Origin of the sequence: Agromyces sp. GXQ0307, assembly GCF_044769845.1 — a bacterium.
In the GTDB taxonomy this organism is placed as follows: Bacteria; Actinomycetota; Actinomycetes; order Actinomycetales; family Microbacteriaceae; genus Agromyces.
In genome coordinates, this window is record NZ_JBIZVY010000004.1 from 16963 (window position 1) to 33525 (window position 16563).

Genomic DNA, 16563 nt, shown 5'->3' on the forward strand with positions numbered 1-16563 from the left:
ACCCCACGTAGCCTTGAGGCGTGGACTGCGCCTACTTCGACGCGGGGCGCTGCCGTTCGTGCTCGCTCATGGGTCGCCCGTACCCGTCGCAGCTCGCCGACAAGCAGGCGCACGCCGAGGAACTGCTCGCGCCGTTCGACGTCCCGGCGTGGCTCCCTCCCGTCGCCTCGGGCGAACGCGACTACCGCAACAAGGCGAAGATGGTCGTCGGCGGCACGGTCGACGCGCCGACGATCGGCATCCTCGACGCCGAGGGCCACGGGGTCGACCTCCAGGCGTGCGGCATCTGCTCGCCCGGGCATCGGGCCGCGTTCCCGGTGCTCGCCCGGTTCATCACGCTCGCTCGCATCACGCCGTACGACGTCGGCTCGCGGCGCGGCGAGCTGAAGCACCTGATCGTGACCGAGTCACCCGACGGCGAGCTCATGGTGCGGTTCGTGCTGCGCTCGACCGAACCGCTCGGCCGCATGCGCAAGCACCTGCCGACGCTGCTCGCCGAGCTCCCGCAGGCGCGCGTCGTCACCGCCAACCTGCTGCCCGAGCACAAGGCCGTGCTGGAGGGCGCCGACGAGGTCGTGCTCACGGACGCCGGCACGCTGCCGATGCGGCTCAACGACGTGACGATGCACCTGCGCCCGCAGAGCTTCTTCCAGACGAATACCGCGATCGCCGAGGCGCTGTATGCCGAGGCGCGCGAGTGGATCCGCGACCTCGCGCCCGAGGACGCGTGGGACCTCTACTCGGGTGTCGGCGGGTTCGCGCTGCACCTCGCCGGCGCGGCCGGGCGCACCGAGGTGACGGGCATCGAGACGAGCGTCGAGGCGGTCGCGAGCGCCGAGCTGAGCCGGACGGATGCCGCGCTCTCGCGCGTGCGCTTCGCGGCCGGTGACGCCACCGAGTTCGCGCTCTCCGCGACATCCGCCCCCGATCTCGTCGTGGTGAACCCGCCGCGGCGGGGCATCGGCGCCGAGCTCGCGGGGTGGCTCGAGCGGTCGGATGCCGCGCACGTGCTCTACTCGTCGTGCAACGTCGCGTCGCTCGCGAAGGACCTCGCCGCGATGCCGTCGCTCCGGCCCGTGAAGGCGCGCGTCTTCGACATGTTCCCGCAGACGACGCACTTCGAGGTGATGGTCCTCCTCGCCCGCCGCTGACCGTCCTCGCAACCTGCATACCGTTCTCAGGAACTCCGGCGCGATCCGAACCGTTCTCAGGAAGACACGCCGCTCAGAACGGCGACACGCGGAAAAACTCCTGAGAAAAGCACTCAGCCGGCGGCGAGTTCGCGGGCGCGGGCGAGGGCGGCGTCGGTGGCGCGGGAGAAGAGGTTGGGCAGGTCGGCGTCCTGGAGGACGGCGACCGCGCGTTCGGTGGTGCCCTTCGGGCTCGTGACGCGTCGGCGCAGCTCGGCCGGGTCGTCGTCGGATGCCGCGAGCAGCTCGCTCGCGCCCCGGAACGTGCCGCGCACCATCACGGCGGCCTGCTCGGGCGTGAAGCCCTTCGCGGTCGCCGCCTGCTCGAGCGCCTCCATGAGGAGGAACACGTACGCGGGACCGGAGCCGGAGATCGTCGAGAGCGCGTCGAGCTGGGACGCGGGCACGACGAGCACCTCGCCGACCGTCTCGAAGAGCGAGACGACGAGGGCGAGGTCGGCCTCGCTCGAGCGGGTGCCCGCCGAGACTCCCGTGACCGCTCGGCCCACGACCGCTGGCGTGTTCGGCATGGTCCGCACGACCGACACGTGCGACGGGAGACGGGCCTCGAACGTCGCCACGGTGACGCCGGCCGCGACGCTGACGACGATCGCGCCGGGATCGAGCGCGTCGGCGATCTCGTCGAGCAGGTCGGGCACCATGGCGGGCTTCACGGCGACGACCACGAGCTTCGCGCCGGCCACCGCACGGCGGTTCGCCGCGGCATCCGTCTCGGTCGCGAACGCCGTCACGCGCGGCTCGTCGGCGAACTCGGCGGCCCGTGCCGCGCTGCGGTTCGTGGCCGTGATGCTCGCCGCGGTGACGTGCGGCTGGAGCAGCCCGGCGAGCACCGCCCGGGCCATCGATCCGGCGCCGAGGAAGGCGATCGCGGGCAGGTCAACGGGTTGCGAGGGGGCCATGCCAGCCATCCTAGGATTGGCGCATGAGCGCATCCGGCGGCACGAAGGCGATCCTGGCGGCATTCCTCGCGAACACGGGCATCGCCGTGACGAAGTTCATCGCGTGGTTCTTCTCCGGGTCGGCGTCGATGCTCGCGGAGGCGGTCCACTCGGTGGCGGATGCCGGCAACCAGCTGCTGCTCTTCTTCGGCGGGCGCCAGGCCAAGCGCGAGGCCGACCGCGAGCACCCGTTCGGGTACGGCCGCGAGCGGTACGTGTACGCGTTCGTCGTGTCGATCATCCTGTTCTCGGTCGGCGGCGTGTTCTCGATCTACGAGGGCGTCGAGAAGATCCAGCATCCGCACGAGCTCGAGGTGCCGTGGCTGCCGATCCTGGTGCTCGTCATCGCGATCGCGCTGGAGTCCTTCTCGCTCCGCACCGCCGTCAAGGAGTCGAACCTGATCCGCGGCAGGCAGACCTGGGTGCAGTTCGTGCGCCGCGCGAAGGCGCCCGAGCTGCCGGTCGTCCTGCTCGAGGATGTCGCGGCGCTCCTCGGACTGGTCTTCGCGCTCTTCGGCGTCGGCCTGACGATCATCACCGGCAACACGCTGTTCGACGCGATCGGCACGCTCATGATCGGCACGCTGCTCATCGTCGTCGCGATCATCCTCGGCATCGAGACGAAGAGCCTCCTCGTGGGCGAGGGTGCGAACGAGACCGACGTGAAGAAGATCGAGCAGGCGATCATGGCCGGCCCCGAGGCCGAGCGGATCATCCACATGAAGACCCTCTACCTCGGGCCCGACGAGCTGCTCGTCGCCGCCAAGCTCGGCTTCCACGGCGGCGAGAGCCTCGCCGAGGTGTCGACGGCGATCAACGTGATCGAGCAGCGGGTCCGCCACGCGGTGCCCGCCGCCCGGGTGATCTACGTCGAGCCCGACATCTACGTGGATCCGAACCTCACCGCGCCGCCGACGGACGCCATCGTCATCAAGGGCCTCGAATGACGGATGCCGCCGGCACGGGTCTCGGTACGCGCCCGGCTTCGCCGGGTGCTACTCGACCATCGGGAAGCGCACTGGTGCTCCGCCACGACTCCACGATCGGCCTCGGCAACCTCGGACCGACGCTCGAGCGGCACGGCTACGAGATCCGGTTCGTCGACGCCCCGCAGGAGGACGTCACCTCGATCGATCCGCTGGCGCCCGACCTCGTGGTGGTGCTCGGCGGCGAGGAGGGCGCGTACGAGACCGACGCGTACCCGTACCTCGCCGACGAGCTCGACCTGCTGCGCACGCGCATCGCCGCCGAGGCGCCGATCTTCGGCGTCTGCCTCGGCGCACAGCTGCTCGCGGCGGCGCTCGGCGCCGACGTGTACCGCGGCCCGCGCAAGGAGGTCGGCTGGCTCGGCGTCGACCTCACCGAGGCTGGCGAGGGATCGCCCGTCCGGCACGCGCGGGGTGTCCGCTTCGTGCAGTGGCACGGCGACACGTTCGACCTGCCCGAGGGCGTCGAGCGTCTCGCGGGGTCGCCGCAGTACGCCAACCAGGCATTCCGTCGCGGCGACTGGCTGCTCGCAGTGCAGTTCCACCCGGAGGTCGACCGCGGGATCCACGACGAGTGGCTCGCGGCCTGGGGCGACGAGCTGCCGGAGTACGGGCTCGACGTGGCGGAGATGCGCGACCTCCAGGCCGCCTGCGGCCCCGCGGCCGAGGCTGCGTCCGCCGCGATCCTCGGCGAGTTCGTCGAGGGGCTCGCGCGTCGCGGCGCACTTCCGCGCGCGAGCTGAACCCGCCCGGGTCTTCGGGGCGGGCCGCTCAGTGCTCCTCGGGCCGGCCCCGACGCTGTTCGAAGAACGCGACGAGCATCGCGGACGACTCCTCCTCCGCGACCCCGCCGATGACCTCGACACGGTGGTTCAGTCGCCGGTCGCGCAGCACGTCGTAGACCGAGCCGGCGGCGCCGGCCTTCTCGTCCCACGCGCCGAACACGACGGTCGGGACGCGTGCGGCGAGGATCGCGCCCGCGCACATCACGCACGGCTCGAGCGTCACGACGAGGGTGCAGCCGGTGAGGTGGCGGTCGCCGGTGGCTCGGGCGGCCTCGCGGAGCGCGAGGAGCTCGGCGTGCGCCGTCGGGTCCTGGTGCAGTTCGCGCTCGTTGCGCCCGGTCGCGATGACCTCGCCGTCGCGGACGACGACCGCGCCGACGGGCACGTCGCCCGTGGCGAGGGCGGCGGATGCCTCGGCGAGCGCGAGACGCATCCAGTCGACGTGCTCAGGGCGGTGCACCGGCATCCGTTCGCCCCTTCTCATCGGCGGAACCCCCGCAACTAGACTCGAGCCTATGCGAGTCCACGTTGCCGACCACCCGCTCGTCACCCACAAGCTCACGGTGCTCCGCGACGAGACGACGCCGTCCCCGGTCTTCCGCGCGCTCGTGGAGGAGCTGATGACGCTCCTCGCCTACGAGGGCACGCGCGAGGTGCGCGTCGAGCCGGTCGACATCGTCACCCCGGTCGCGCCGACGACGGGTGTGCGCATCGCCGACCCGAAGCCGCTGATCGTCCCCATCCTGCGCGCCGGCCTCGGCATGCTCGAGGGCATGGTCAAGCTGCTGCCGTCGGCAGAGGTGGGGTTCCTCGGCATGGCGCGCAATGAAGAGACGCTCGAGCCGACGACGTACGCCGAGCGCCTGCCCGACGACCTGTCGGGTCGGCAGTGCTTCGTGCTCGACCCGATGCTCGCCACCGGCGGTTCGCTGATCGCGGCGATCGACTTCCTGCTGAAGCGAGGCGCGACGGATGTCACGGCGATCTGCATCCTCGCCGCGCCCGAGGGGCTGCAGGCCGTCGAGCAGGCGATGGCCGGCCGCGACGTCACGGTCGTGCTCGGTTCGGTCGATGAGCGACTCAACGAGCACGGGTACATCGTGCCGGGCCTGGGTGACGCCGGCGACCGGCTGTACGGCACCGTCTGAGCGGTTCGTCCGGCGTCGGCGTCACGGCATGGCGTCGGCGACCATTTCGTGTTACGAACCCCTCACCTCGCAGGATCTGCACCGTGAGACACGCCGTCGCGCCATCGATCTGGCAAGATTCGATCAATTGATGCGAGATCGAAGGATATTTGACCACCCGTGACATCGCACCCGGACCTCTCCCATCGCGGGCACGCCTCGCGCACCGCGTGCGACGTCACGCACGGTCATCGGGCGGTCACGGTTTGACACACCCGGGGACCTGGGTTTGACTTTCGCCCATGACTGACACCGCACGCTCCCTGACCGCCCTCGAGGCTCAGCGGACTGCCGGCACGATGATGCCGGCGCGTGCGTCCATGTGTTGTCGAATGTGCCGCTGACCAGCGAACCCCCGCCGAGCACGCGCCCGATCCCACCCGGATCGGAACGGCTCCGTCGAACCCGACGCCACTGTTCTGGTTCTCCCCGGCCCGATCGGGCCCTTCGCTCCGACCCCGCGACGACGGGGCCGTCGACGCATCTTCAGCACAAGGATCCGCCATGTCTCTCACCCTCGCTCCCGCCGTCCGCACCGCTCACCCCGTCGCCCGCACGGCTCACCCCATCGCATACCGGCCCCAGCCGGCCGCTGCACGGCCCGCCACTCCGAGCCGGCCGGTCGTTCCGGCCGCTCCGATCTCCACTCCGGCGCCGGCGCCCGCGGCGGTTGCCGCGCCGCGCCCTCGCGCCGTGCCCGAGGGCACCGAGGCGCGCGGCTTCGTGCTCTACGTCGGCATCGACGAGCTCAAGGCCGCGGCCGACGGCACGAGCCTGCACCGCATCGTCGAGGCGCTCCGTACGCTCACGACCGAGCTCGCGCCCTCCGCCGAGACGTACGCGGCCGTGGCCCTCGCGCCCGAAGGGGCAGGCGGCCGCGATGTCGACGTCGTGCGCCTCGCCCTGCAGGACCCCTCCGCGCTCGCCCGCCAGCGCGAGGCGCAGGGACTCAGCGACGACGCCGACCGCCACCCGGACGGCGTGATCATCGACATCTCGCGCAAGCGCGTCCTGCTCGACGGCGAGCCGGCCGGGTTGACCTACAAGGAGTTCGAGCTGCTGCAGTACCTCGTGCTCCGCGAGGGCCGTACGATCGATCGCCACGAGCTCATCGACGGCCTCTGGGCCGGCGACGACGAAAGCCCGAACGAGCGCACGATCGACGTGCACATCCGCCGGCTCCGCTCGAAGCTCGCGCACTACCAGGACATCGTCCGAACGGTCCGCGGCGTCGGCTACCGATTCGATCGCCACGCGGACGTCTCGATCCGCCAGGCGTCGACGCCGAGTCCCGACGTCTTCTGAGCCGAACGAGGATTCCTCGGAGAACTCCCCCGCATTCGGGGCACATTCCACTAGCGCCCGTTATCGATCCGTTATATATTCGAAGAGCACCGGCTGTTTGCTGTGGCGGCCGGTGCGGAATGTGATTGCAGGACACTCTTGGTGCAAGGGAGAGGGCCGGTCGTCAGCCTCTACGACCGGCCCTCAACCGTGTCCGCCCCCAGTTGAGGGGGCCCCTCGGCGCCATCCCGGTCACCGGCTCTCCACCGAGCTCCATGCGTCCCTATCCTTGGTCTCATCGGCGACTGCGGATCGCCGTGCCAGGAGAGGAGCCGAGGTTGGCGGATCGTGCGATGGCCGTGGCGGCATGGGAGGCGCTCTTCCGCGCCCAGGTCTCGATCATGCGTCGACTCTCGGCGGAGTTCCCGACCGAGGTCATGTCGCTGAACGAGTACGACGTGCTCTTCAACCTCTCGCGTGCGCCCGGCCGACACCTCCGGCTCAAGGACCTCAATCGTCACGTCCTCATCTCCCAGCCGAGCGTGAGCCGACTGGTCGACCGACTCGCCGCACGCGGATGGGTCGAGAAGAGCCACGACCCGCTGGACGGTCGCGGCACGATCGTCCAGCTGACCGCGAAGGGCTTCCAGGAGTTCCGGCGCGCCGCGATCCACCACATGGAGGCGATCACCGATCGCGTCGGCGGAACGCTCGACGAGGCGGAACTGCGCCAGCTCATCGACCTGTGCGACCGACTGCGCGAGGCACAGGATCCGTCGGCGGCGAACCCGCACGCCGCGGAGTGACCGCGGCATCCGCCGCCCGTTGCGACCGCCGGAAGAGATGACCGGAGGAGATGACGGTGGGACGGGAACCCTACCTCCCGCCCCACCGCGGCCTCACAGGAGGCCCTCCCCGCCGAGCGACCCGAACTGAGCTCGGCGAGCCACCTCCCGAGCGACCGTGCTGGGACATCCGGTCGCATTCGCCGCGGTGCAGCGATCTGTCGGGTCGGGCCCCGACTCGGGTTTCGAGGAATCGTATCGTTTCGCCGAGTCGGCGGCAGTGCCCCAGAGCGGGGGGCACGTAACGGACACGGCAGCCCGGATAAGCGCCGATCAGGCGGTCTCGCGCTGCCCGCCCGGCCAGTCGATCCAGTCGTCGTAGCCCGGGTGCCTGCGCAGCCACGCCGCGATGAACGGGCACCTCGGCACGATCCGCTCCTCACGGCGGATCGCGTCCTCGATGACCCACCTGGCGAGCATCGACCCGAGGCCGCGACCCTCGAATTCCGGGTCGACCACGGTGTGGGTGAAGATGATCCGGCCCGGACTCGCCCGGAACTTCGCGAATCCGGCCTGGCCTCCGCCGAGCAGCAGGCGATAGCGGGTCGCCTCGTCGTCGCGGATGATCTCGACGTCGTCGTCGGTCACGGGATCTCCTCTCCGCGCGGGCCGGTCGGCCCGCAGGCTCATCAGGTGGAACGCGCGAGGCTCGGCTGCATTCCCGTCGGCGGGGCGCCGCCGAAGGCGAAGGGCGGGATCGTCGCCGTGCGGACGCGGTCGCCGAGCGCAATCGCGCCGCTCGCGGAGGCGGCGATCAGTCCGCGGTCGGTGGCGACGCGCAGGGGAGCCGCGGCCCGTCCGGGCACCGCGGTCCGCTGCGGAAGCTCGGCGCGAACGGCGGCGTCGACGCGCTCGGGGTGCGTCGTCACGACCAGCGCGATCAGCCAGACGAACACGAGCGCGAAGGCGACGACCTCGAACACGGTGAGCGAGGCCCAGCCGAGGCCATCGTAGACGACCCATGCCGCCACCTCGGTGACGAGCGCCGCGACCGAGGTGACGACGAGTCTCCGCGGCATCCGTCGCACCAGCCACGGCGTGCCGGCGGCCAACCCGAAGAACGCCGCACCCGCGGCGCTCGCGAACACGTTGTGGAGCGCCTCGTCGGCGTCGATCGGCACGAGCCCGACGCCCGCGAGCGCGAAGCCGATGATCCCGATCAGGCCGTGGGCGACGGCGCGCCCGCCTCGGCGCGCCCGGTACTCGGGCCGGGCGAGGCCTCGGACGAGCCGTCCGGCCATCGCCGCCATCGCCCCGCCCGAGAGCACCAGGCCTGCATTGAACCAGACGGCGGCCACGTCGTCGGACGTGCCGAGCGTGCTGAAGTTGCGAGCCCACCACTCGCCCGTGTCCGTGAGGCTCATGCTCGCGAGGCACCCGGCCGCGAGGAGCATCGCGACCACGTTGAACGACCGGTAGACCGTCTGATGGTGGGCGCGCCGATGGACGGCCCCCGTCGTGGCGCCGAGCCCGCCGGCGATGGCCGCGCACGCGGCGAGGTGGCCGCCCGGGACCCCGTCGAACGCCTCCGCGGCGCTGCCGACGGCGAGCGCCGCGATCGTCGCCCACACCGACGCGTTCGCGAGTGCACCCACCCCGGGGCCGGCCCACGGCACGAGGCAGCCGGCCCGCCCGCCACGGCGATGCGAGGGCACCGATGCCACGGTGAGCGCCGTGAGCAGCAGCAGGGCGACCAGCACCGCGACGGCGACGCACACCACGTCGACGACGACGTGCCCCGTTCCGAGCCCGTCGTGCGAATGGGGTACGAGGTCGACGAGGCGGGTCGCTGCGGCGACGGCGACGGCGATCGCGATCGCGACCATCGCCGAGATCAGGGCAGCGTGACGGGCGACCGGCGCCTGGCCGGTCGTCGCGGCGCTCGCACCCCTCATAGTCGAAACTCTCGATCGCGGGAATCTGACCGCTCAGAGCCTAATCGGAGGGATCCGTCCCGTCGAAGGCCGTTTCCGGGGGACAACGAGGATCCATAGCGGATTCACAGGCGCGGAACCCGCAGGGGCGCCATCCGCTCGGCCCTCGCGTCGGAGCGCCGACCGTCGGAGCGCCGACGCGAGTGCGACGCGGTCAGTCGATCCGCCGGCCACGGCGCAGCACCGGCTCGACGTACCCCGAGCCGTGATCGAGTTGGTAGTCGAGGTTCACCGCCGCGTTGATGAGGGCGAGGTGGCTGAACGCCTGCGGGAAGTTGCCGAGCTGCTCCCCCGTGAGGCCGATCTCCTCGGCGTACAGCCCGAGATGGTTGGCGTAGGTCAGCATCTTCTCGAAGACCAGTCGCGCTTCGTCGAGGCGCCCCGAGCGGGCCAGGGCGTCGACGTACCAGAAGGAGCAGAGCGTGAACGTGCCCTCACCGCCGGTCAGGCCGTCGGGACTGGCCGAGGGGTCGTAGCGGTAGACGAGGCTGTCGGAGACGAGCTCGTCGTCGATCGCCTCGAGGGTCGACATCCAGAGCGGGTCGCGCGGCGTGATGAAGCCCAGGAGCGGCATGCGCAGCAAGGACGCGTCGAGCACGTCGCTGCCCTCGTGCTGCACGAACGCCTGCCGCTCGGGGTCGAACCCGGTCTCCATGATGCGCTCGTAGATGCGGTCGCGCTCGTGCATCCACCGCGTGAACGAGGCCGGGCGCCCGTGCGCCTGGGCGAGACGGATGCCGCGGTCGAGCGCGACCCACGACATGAAGCGCCCGTACGTGAACTTCTGCGGTCCGCCCCTCGTCTCCCAGATGCCCTCCTCGGGCGTGTCCCAGTGGTCGCAGAGCCAGTCGAGCATCTCGCGCACCTTCATCCAGCCGGCGTGCGGCAGTTCGACGCCGTGGGTGTCGGCGAGGTGGATCGAGTCCATCGCCTCGCCGTAGATGTCGAGCTGGAGCTGGTCGGAGGCGCCGTTCCCGACGCGGACGGGCTGGGAGTGCCGGTATCCCGAGAGGTGGTCGAGGACCGTCTCGGCGAGCTCGGACGAGCCGTCGACGCGGTACATGATCTTCAGCGGGCCGGAGTCGGTGCCGACGCTCTCGTGGATGCGCTCGAGCAGCCACCCGACGAACGCCGCCGCCTCCTCGCTGTAGCCGAGGCTGACGAGCGCGTAGACCGAGAAGGACGCGTCGCGGACCCAGGTGTAGCGGTAGTCCCAGTTGCGCTCGCCGCCGACCTGCTCGGGCAGCCCGGTGGTCGGGGCCGCGACCAGTGCGCCGGTCGGCGCATAGGTCATGAGCTTCAACGTGATCGCGGATCGCGACACCATCTCGCGCCACCGTCCGGTGTACGAGGAGCGGTCGTTCCACTCGCGCCAGAAGCGGCGGGTGGCCAAGAAGGTCTCGATCAGCTCGTCCTCGCTCACCTGCCGCGGCTCGACCCCCTCGCCCGACTCGAGCATCACGCCGGTGAGCTCGCCGGTGCGCAACGTGATCGTGACCTTGATCCCGCTGCCGACGACCTCGACCCGGCCGGCGCGCACATCGCCGTGGAGGATCGGCTCGCCGACGCGGTGCAGGGTCAGCGTGAGGTCGTCGGAGACGAACTTCGCGCCGACCCCGGCCGGGATGAGGCGATGCGGTGCGCGCCCGTAGTCGAACCGCGGCTGGATCTCGCCCTCGAAGGTCATCTCCCCGCGCACGACCCTGACCATCCGCACGATCACGTGCCGGTCCGTCGCGGCCCCGGTCGCCACCGGCATGAAGTCGATGACCTCGCCGACGCCGCCGTCGGTGAGGAACCTGGTGATGAGGATGGCGGTGTCCGGCAGGTAGAGCTGACGGGTCACGTACTCCGTCCCGACCGGACGGACCCGGAAGAAGCCGCCCCGCTCGGCGTCGATGAGCGAGCCGAACACGCTCGGAGCGTCGAACCTCGGACTGCAGAACCAGTCGATGGTGCCCTCGGTCGAGACGAGCGCCGCCGTCTGCAGGTCGCCGATCAGCCCGTGGTCGCTGATGTCGGGGTACCGCTTCGCCATGCATCGCCCCTTCCCCCACTGGGGATCGTGGCACGCGAGCGAGCGAGCGGGCAAGGGCGGGTGGAGGTCGCGGCCCGGATGGTGGAGGCTGGGCGCCATGGCACGAATGGGAACCAACGCCGACGTCGACCTCGCCCGGATCCGTGACGAGGTCTCCGCATCCGCCGAACACGACGCCGACTTCGAGCGGCGCCTCGCCTCCGCCTTCCCCGTGCTGCACGGGCTCTTCCACCGGCTGTACGGCGAGCGCGACGACGCGCTCGACGCCCTCGCCGGCGTGATCGCCGACGCGGAGCGGTCGTGGGCGGAGCGGCCCGCCGACCTGAAGGACACCGATGCCCGACGGGAGCAGGACTCGACGTGGTACCTCTCGAACGGCATGCTCGGCGGGGTCTGCTACGTCGACCGCTACGCGGGCGACCTGGCCGGGGTCCGTGCGCGCATCCCCGAGTTCGTCGAACTCGGGCTGACCTACCTGCACCTCATGCCGTTGTTCGCGGTGCCCGAGGGCAACTCCGACGGCGGGTACGCGGTGTCGAGCTACCGTGCGGTCGCGCCGCACCTCGGCACGATCGACGACCTGCGGGCTCTCGCGACCGACCTGCGCGCGAACGGCATCTCGCTCGTGCTCGACTTCATCTTCAACCACACCGCCTCGAACCACGAGTGGGCGCAGCGCGCCGTCGCGGGCGAGCCCGGGTACGAGGACTTCTACCTCATCTTCCCCGACCGCACGATGCCCGACGCCTACGAGAAGACGGTCCGCGAGATCTTCCCCGACGACCATCCGGGCTCATTCGTGCAGCTGCCCGACGGTCGCTGGATCTGGGCGACCTTCCACTCGTTCCAGTGGGACCTGAACTACGCGAACCCGTCCGTGTTCCGCGCGATGGCCGGCGAGATGCTCTTCCTCGCGAACCTCGGCGTCGACGTCCTGCGCATGGATGCGGTCGCCTTCATCTGGAAGCGCCTCGGCACGCCGTGCGAATCGCTGCCCGAGGCGCATCTGCTGCTGCAGGCGTTCAACGCGGTGCTCCGGCTGGCGGCGCCCTCCCTGCTGTTCAAGTCGGAGGCGATCGTGCACCCCGACGAGGTCGTCGAGTACATCTCGCTCGGCGAGTGCCAGCTCTCGTACAACCCGCTGCAGATGGCGCTCACGTGGGAGGCGCTCGCGACGCGCGACCCGCGGATGCTTCGGCAGGCCCTCGAGCGACGGCACGCACTGCCCGACGGCTGCGCCTGGGTCAACTACGTGCGCGGGCACGACGACATCGGCTGGACCTTCGCCGACGAGGACGCCGCCGAGCTCGGCATCGACGGGTTCGACCACCGCCGGTTCCTCAACGCGTTCTACGTGAACCGCTTCCCGGGCAGCTTCGCGCGCGGCGTCCCGTTCCAGGAGAACCCGCGCACGGGCGACGCCCGCGTCGCCGGCACGACGGCGTCGCTCGCCGGCATCGAGGCCGGCGACGCCCACGGCGTCGACCGGGTGCTGCTCGCGCACGCGATCGCGCTGTCGACGGGCGGCATTCCGCTCATCTACCTCGGCGACGAGGTCGCCCAGCTGAACGACTACGGCTACGTCGACGACCCGGCGACCGCCGACGACAGCCGATGGGTCAATCGGCCCCGCCGCCCCGCTGCCGCGTACGCCGCTCGGCACGACCGCGGCACGCCGGCCGGCGCGGTGTACGCGGGACTCACTCGGCTGATCCGGGTGCGACGGGGAACCCCGGAGTTCGCGGGTGGGCGGCTCGTTCCGTTCGATCCGAAGCACCCCACGGTCCTCGCGTACCAGCGCCCGGGGGCGACGGATGGCGCGGCCCCACCCGGTGAGACGGCGACCGTGCTCTGCCTGGCGAACGTCGGCGACGCCCCCGCGGCGATCGACGCGCCGACCCTCTCCGGGTTCGCGCCCGACGCGCACGAGCTCATCAGCGACCGGCGGATCTCGCTCGAGCGGGGCCTCGTGCTCGACCCGTGCCACGTCGCCTGGCTGCGGGTGCGCGCCGCCGAGGAGCCGCCGCGGTTCTGAGCAGCCCGGCGTCGAGCCATCCGCTCACCGCGACGCCTCCGCACCAACGGAAGAAGCCCCGGACCCCGCGAGTTCTGCGGGATACCGGGGCTTCGCTCTGCGCGCCCGGAGGGACTCGAACCCCCAACCTTCTGATCCGTAGTCAGATGCTCTATCCATTGAGCTACGGGCGCATGGGATGTCGCCCGGAACCTCTCGGCTCATCAGGCAACCCGGTTACTCTATCCCACGTCGCGCCCGCGCGCCAATCGGCGGGGTCGACCCGGGCGCGTCGCCGTCCGCGGCTCGCGCCGTCGGGCGAATGGACACCGCGTTCGCAGGTGGACCGACGCGTATCCACCATCGGAAGCCGATGATCCCGAACGCATCGACCGGCACTAGCATGCCGCCATGGGCAAGCTGATCTACAACTCCTCGAATCGCGAGATCGAGATCGAGGACCGCACGCTCGCGCACCTGCGCGTCGCGATCATCAACAAGCTGCGCCGCTCCGAGAGCTTCGCCATGACCTGGGACCACGGCATCGAGCACGGCAGCGGCCGCACGACGCTCTGGCTCCACGAGTCGGTGCCACTGCAGTTCGTGTTCAGCGGCAACCGCCCCCCGAAGCTCAACCGCCTGTGGATCGAGCAGATGCTGCTCTCCGCGAACAGCACGGTCGGCCTGCAGAACGTGCCCGAGCCCGACGAGAACGAGCCGTTCGACTTCGAGTGAGTCCGCCCCGAGCGGCCTCCGACGTCAGTCGACGAACTCGATCTGCGTCCGGATGAACTCGATCTCCCGGTCGTCCAGCTTCTCGGGAGCCGCGCGGCCGACGAGTTCGACGATCTCGGCCCGTACCCCGTCGGTCAACGGCGCCCGGAGATCGGCGAGGATCGCGTGCTTGCCCTCGATCGAGAGCGGGGGCCACCAGTCCTCGATGGGCACTTCTCGCTCCGCCATGCGCGCCCTCCAGTCGGGTCCGTCGTCCTTCCGTGATAACAGCCGCTCCGCCGGGCGGCAACCCCTCGACCCGTCGTCCGTGCCGTGCCTACGGTGGCCGCCCGGCGTGCAGCAGCGCGCCGTCGCGACGGAAGGGAGATCGCCATGAGCACGACCGTGACCGCCGACATCGAGGTGGACGTCCCGATTCGCACGGCCTACGACCAGTGGACGCAGTTCGAGACGTTCCCGCACTTCATGAGCGGGGTGGACTCGATCCGCCAGGTCGACGACGCCACGACCCACTGGGTGGTCTCCGTGGGCGGCGCCACCCGCGAGTTCGACGCCGACGTCTCCGACCAGGTCCCCGACGACCACGTCGCCTGGCGCAGCACGACGGCCGAGGTCGACCACCGCGGGCGGGTGGAGTTCCGGCCGGTCGCCGCCGACCGCACGCGCGTCGACGTCACGCTCGAGTGGGAGCCGGAGGGCTTCGTCGAGAAGGCGGGCGCCGCGCTCGGCGTCGATGACCGGCAGGTCGAGCACGACCTCCGCAGGTTCAAGGAGTTCATCGAGTCCCGTGGCGTCGAGACCGGCGCGTGGCGCGGTGAGGTGCACGAGGGCGCGGCCGGCGGCGGCGCCGACCCGCTCGGCACCGACGGCGTCGTCGGCGACGACCCGGACCTCCGCGCCTGACGTCTAGTCGGACCCGGAGTCGGGCCCGTCGCCGTCGGCGGTGCCCCCCTCCGGGTCGATCTGCTCGGGAACGAGCTGGATGCCGCCCGTCGAGTTCGCGCTGCGCATGAGCTCCTCCAGGTAGGTCCGGCTGAGCTCCGGCGGTTCGGGATCGTCGAAGACGAACCGCAGCGGGATGTTGGGGTGGAGCCACAGCGTGCTCCGCCCCTCGGGCTGCTCCTCAGGGTGCTGCCACGACACCGTGAACGACTCGCCGCGGCGCAGCTTCGTCACGACCGCGACCTGGAGATGCGCGAGCGCCCGGTCCTCGATGCCGATCGGCGTGCCGACGCTTCCGTAGTACAGCGTGCCCATGCGATCGAGCGTAGCCGGGCGCGCGGCCCGAGCCGGGCCATCGGTCCCATCACCTCGACCCGCGGTCGTCAACCCCCTCGGCCGAGTACGCCCGCGCGCGTACCGTGACTGGACGGACACCGAACGAGGAGGCCGCCCGTGGATGATCACCTGGTCGATCCGACCACGAAGCACACCGCCGAGCCGTTCCCGGAGCAGGAGCAGCTGCCACCCGGCATGACCCCGCGGATGACGCCGCAGCCCGACCACGGCGAGTACAGCTACCGCGGCTCGGGCCGCCTCGCCGGGCGGCGCGCACTCGTCACCGGCGGCGACTCCGGCATCGGCCGGGCCGTCGCCATCGCGTTCGCGCGGGAGGGCGCGGACGTCGCGATCTCGTACCTGTCCTCCGAGCAGGAGGATGCGGACGAGACCGCGTACTGGGTCCGCGACGCCGAACGGCGCGTCGAGCTCCTGCCCGGCGACCTCGTCGACGAGCAGCACTGCGCCGACCTCGTCGAGCGGACCTGCGACGCCTTCGGCGGCATCGACCTGCTGGTGCTGAACGCCGCGCATCAGCGCGACCGCGGCGGGATCGACGAGGTACCGACCGACGACTTCGACGAGGTGATGCGCGTCAACCTCTACTCGAGCGTGTTCCTCACGCGCGCAGCCGTCCCGCGCATGGACGCCGGCTCCTCGATCATCACCACGTCGTCGATCCAGGGCTTCGACCCGTCGTCCCGTCTCGTCGACTACGCGATGACGAAGGCGGCACTCGTCGCGTTCACGAAGGCGCTGGCCGAGGAACTCGGGCCGCGAGGCATCCGCGTCAATTCGGTCGCGCCGGGGCCGATCTGGACCCCCCTCATCCCCTCGACCGGATGGCCCGACAAGCTGCCGAAGTTCGGTCAGGACACTCCACTGGGCCGCGCAGGACAGCCGGCCGAACTCGCGGGCGCCTACGTGTACCTCGCGTCGGACGACGCGTCGTTCACGTCGGGCGCGATCCTGCCGGTCACGGGGGGCAAGCCGCTCTGACCGGCGAGAGACCCCGCACCCACCGATGGACGAAGCAGGAAGGAGAACCGACATGCCCGGCACACGACGAAGACAGAACTCCCTGAAGGACCCGGAGCTGTACGAGGAGCTCCGCGACGACGGCGCCTCCAAGGAGAAGGCCGCCCGGATCTCGAATGCGGCCGCAGCGCGGGGCCGGAAGGCGGTCGGCAGGAAGGGCGGCGAGTCCGGCAGCTACGAGGACTGGACCGTGCCCGAACTGAAGCAGCGCGCGAAGGAGCTCGGCCTGACCGGCTACAGCGACAAGCGGAAGGGCGAGCTCATCGACGCCCTCCGCAACCACTGAGGGG

At 71.0% G+C, this 16563-nt stretch carries 18 protein-coding genes and 1 tRNA gene; 11 read left to right on the forward strand and 8 right to left on the reverse strand.

Annotation, left to right across the window (positions count from 1 at the left end):
- Positions 1-20: 20 nt before the first annotated feature.
- Positions 21-1151 (forward strand): 23S rRNA (uracil(747)-C(5))-methyltransferase RlmC, encoded by a 1131-nt coding sequence (gene rlmC / locus ACIQH8_RS14495; RefSeq protein ID WP_400999897.1) that lies wholly within the window; start codon positions 21-23, stop codon positions 1149-1151.
- A gap of 113 nt (positions 1152-1264) precedes the next feature.
- On the opposite strand, the gene proC is transcribed toward rlmC, so the two are convergent.
- Positions 1265-2110 (reverse strand): pyrroline-5-carboxylate reductase, encoded by an 846-nt coding sequence (proC, locus tag ACIQH8_RS14500; protein WP_400999899.1) that lies wholly within the window; start codon positions 2108-2110, stop codon positions 1265-1267.
- Positions 2111-2133: 23 nt separating this feature from the next.
- On the opposite strand from proC, the gene ACIQH8_RS14505 reads away from it, so the two are divergent.
- The gene (locus tag ACIQH8_RS14505) at positions 2134-3096 is read left to right on the forward strand and encodes a cation diffusion facilitator family transporter (protein ID WP_400999901.1); all 963 of its coding nucleotides are present in this window, start codon (positions 2134-2136) and stop codon (positions 3094-3096) included.
- Between the two features lie 74 nt (positions 3097-3170).
- On the forward strand, positions 3171-3878 hold the full coding sequence (locus ACIQH8_RS14510) for a gamma-glutamyl-gamma-aminobutyrate hydrolase family protein (RefSeq protein ID WP_400999903.1): 708 nt from the start codon (positions 3171-3173) through the stop codon (positions 3876-3878).
- 28 nt (positions 3879-3906) lie between these two features.
- Here ACIQH8_RS14510 and tadA read toward each other — a convergent pair whose 3' ends face one another.
- The gene (tadA, locus tag ACIQH8_RS14515) at positions 3907-4386 is read right to left on the reverse strand and encodes a tRNA adenosine(34) deaminase TadA (RefSeq protein WP_400999905.1); all 480 of its coding nucleotides are present in this window, start codon (positions 4384-4386) and stop codon (positions 3907-3909) included.
- A gap of 49 nt (positions 4387-4435) precedes the next feature.
- On the opposite strand from tadA, the gene upp reads away from it, so the two are divergent.
- The 3 genes from upp (at position 4436) to ACIQH8_RS14530 (ending at position 7197) form a co-directional block, all read left to right on the forward strand.
- A complete protein-coding gene (gene upp / locus ACIQH8_RS14520; RefSeq protein WP_400999907.1) occupies positions 4436-5068 on the forward strand; it encodes a uracil phosphoribosyltransferase in 633 nt (210 codons plus the stop codon).
- Positions 5069-5611: 543 nt separating this feature from the next.
- Positions 5612-6412: a winged helix-turn-helix domain-containing protein gene (locus tag ACIQH8_RS14525; protein ID WP_400999909.1), complete on the forward strand. Its 801-nt coding sequence runs from the start codon at positions 5612-5614 to the stop codon at positions 6410-6412.
- 317 nt (positions 6413-6729) lie between these two features.
- Positions 6730-7197, forward strand: a complete 468-nt coding sequence (locus ACIQH8_RS14530; RefSeq protein WP_400999911.1) for a MarR family winged helix-turn-helix transcriptional regulator — start codon at positions 6730-6732, stop codon at positions 7195-7197.
- A gap of 312 nt (positions 7198-7509) precedes the next feature.
- On the opposite strand, the gene ACIQH8_RS14535 is transcribed toward ACIQH8_RS14530, so the two are convergent.
- The 3 genes from ACIQH8_RS14535 to ACIQH8_RS14545 form a co-directional block, all read right to left on the reverse strand.
- Positions 7510-7824, reverse strand: a complete 315-nt coding sequence (locus ACIQH8_RS14535; RefSeq protein ID WP_400999913.1) for a GNAT family N-acetyltransferase — start codon at positions 7822-7824, stop codon at positions 7510-7512.
- A 41-nt stretch (positions 7825-7865) separates the two neighbouring features.
- Positions 7866-9131 (reverse strand): DUF998 domain-containing protein, encoded by a 1266-nt coding sequence (locus ACIQH8_RS14540; protein WP_400999915.1) that lies wholly within the window; start codon positions 9129-9131, stop codon positions 7866-7868.
- 193 nt (positions 9132-9324) lie between these two features.
- Positions 9325-11208: a glycoside hydrolase family 15 protein gene (locus tag ACIQH8_RS14545; RefSeq protein ID WP_400999917.1), complete on the reverse strand. Its 1884-nt coding sequence runs from the start codon at positions 11206-11208 to the stop codon at positions 9325-9327.
- 97 nt (positions 11209-11305) lie between these two features.
- Between ACIQH8_RS14545 and ACIQH8_RS14550 the strand changes: the two genes are divergently transcribed.
- On the forward strand, positions 11306-13243 hold the full coding sequence (locus ACIQH8_RS14550) for an alpha-amylase family protein (RefSeq protein ID WP_400999919.1): 1938 nt from the start codon (positions 11306-11308) through the stop codon (positions 13241-13243).
- Between the two features lie 100 nt (positions 13244-13343).
- Here the strand turns inward: ACIQH8_RS14550 and ACIQH8_RS14555 are convergent.
- Positions 13344-13416, reverse strand: a tRNA-Arg gene (locus ACIQH8_RS14555).
- A 217-nt stretch (positions 13417-13633) separates the two neighbouring features.
- Between ACIQH8_RS14555 and ACIQH8_RS14560 the strand changes: the two genes are divergently transcribed.
- The gene (locus ACIQH8_RS14560) at positions 13634-13957 is read left to right on the forward strand and encodes an ATP-dependent DNA ligase (protein ID WP_400999921.1); all 324 of its coding nucleotides are present in this window, start codon (positions 13634-13636) and stop codon (positions 13955-13957) included.
- A 24-nt stretch (positions 13958-13981) separates the two neighbouring features.
- Here the strand turns inward: ACIQH8_RS14560 and ACIQH8_RS14565 are convergent, their stop codons facing one another.
- Positions 13982-14185 (reverse strand): hypothetical protein, encoded by a 204-nt coding sequence (locus tag ACIQH8_RS14565; RefSeq protein WP_400999923.1) that lies wholly within the window; start codon positions 14183-14185, stop codon positions 13982-13984.
- 144 nt (positions 14186-14329) lie between these two features.
- Between ACIQH8_RS14565 and ACIQH8_RS14570 the strand changes: the two genes are divergently transcribed.
- The gene (locus ACIQH8_RS14570) at positions 14330-14860 is read left to right on the forward strand and encodes an SRPBCC family protein (protein WP_400999925.1); all 531 of its coding nucleotides are present in this window, start codon (positions 14330-14332) and stop codon (positions 14858-14860) included.
- 3 nt (positions 14861-14863) lie between these two features.
- On the opposite strand, the gene ACIQH8_RS14575 is transcribed toward ACIQH8_RS14570, so the two are convergent.
- Positions 14864-15214, reverse strand: a complete 351-nt coding sequence (locus tag ACIQH8_RS14575; RefSeq protein WP_400999927.1) for a hypothetical protein — start codon at positions 15212-15214, stop codon at positions 14864-14866.
- Positions 15215-15352: 138 nt separating this feature from the next.
- Here ACIQH8_RS14575 and ACIQH8_RS14580 point away from each other — a divergent pair, with 138 nt between their 5' ends.
- On the forward strand, positions 15353-16234 hold the full coding sequence (locus ACIQH8_RS14580; protein WP_400999929.1) for an SDR family oxidoreductase: 882 nt from the start codon (positions 15353-15355) through the stop codon (positions 16232-16234).
- Between the two features lie 52 nt (positions 16235-16286).
- Entirely contained in the window at positions 16287-16559 is a 273-nt protein-coding gene (locus tag ACIQH8_RS14585; RefSeq protein WP_400999931.1) for a Rho termination factor N-terminal domain-containing protein, read from the forward strand.
- Positions 16560-16563: the final 4 nt, after the last annotated feature.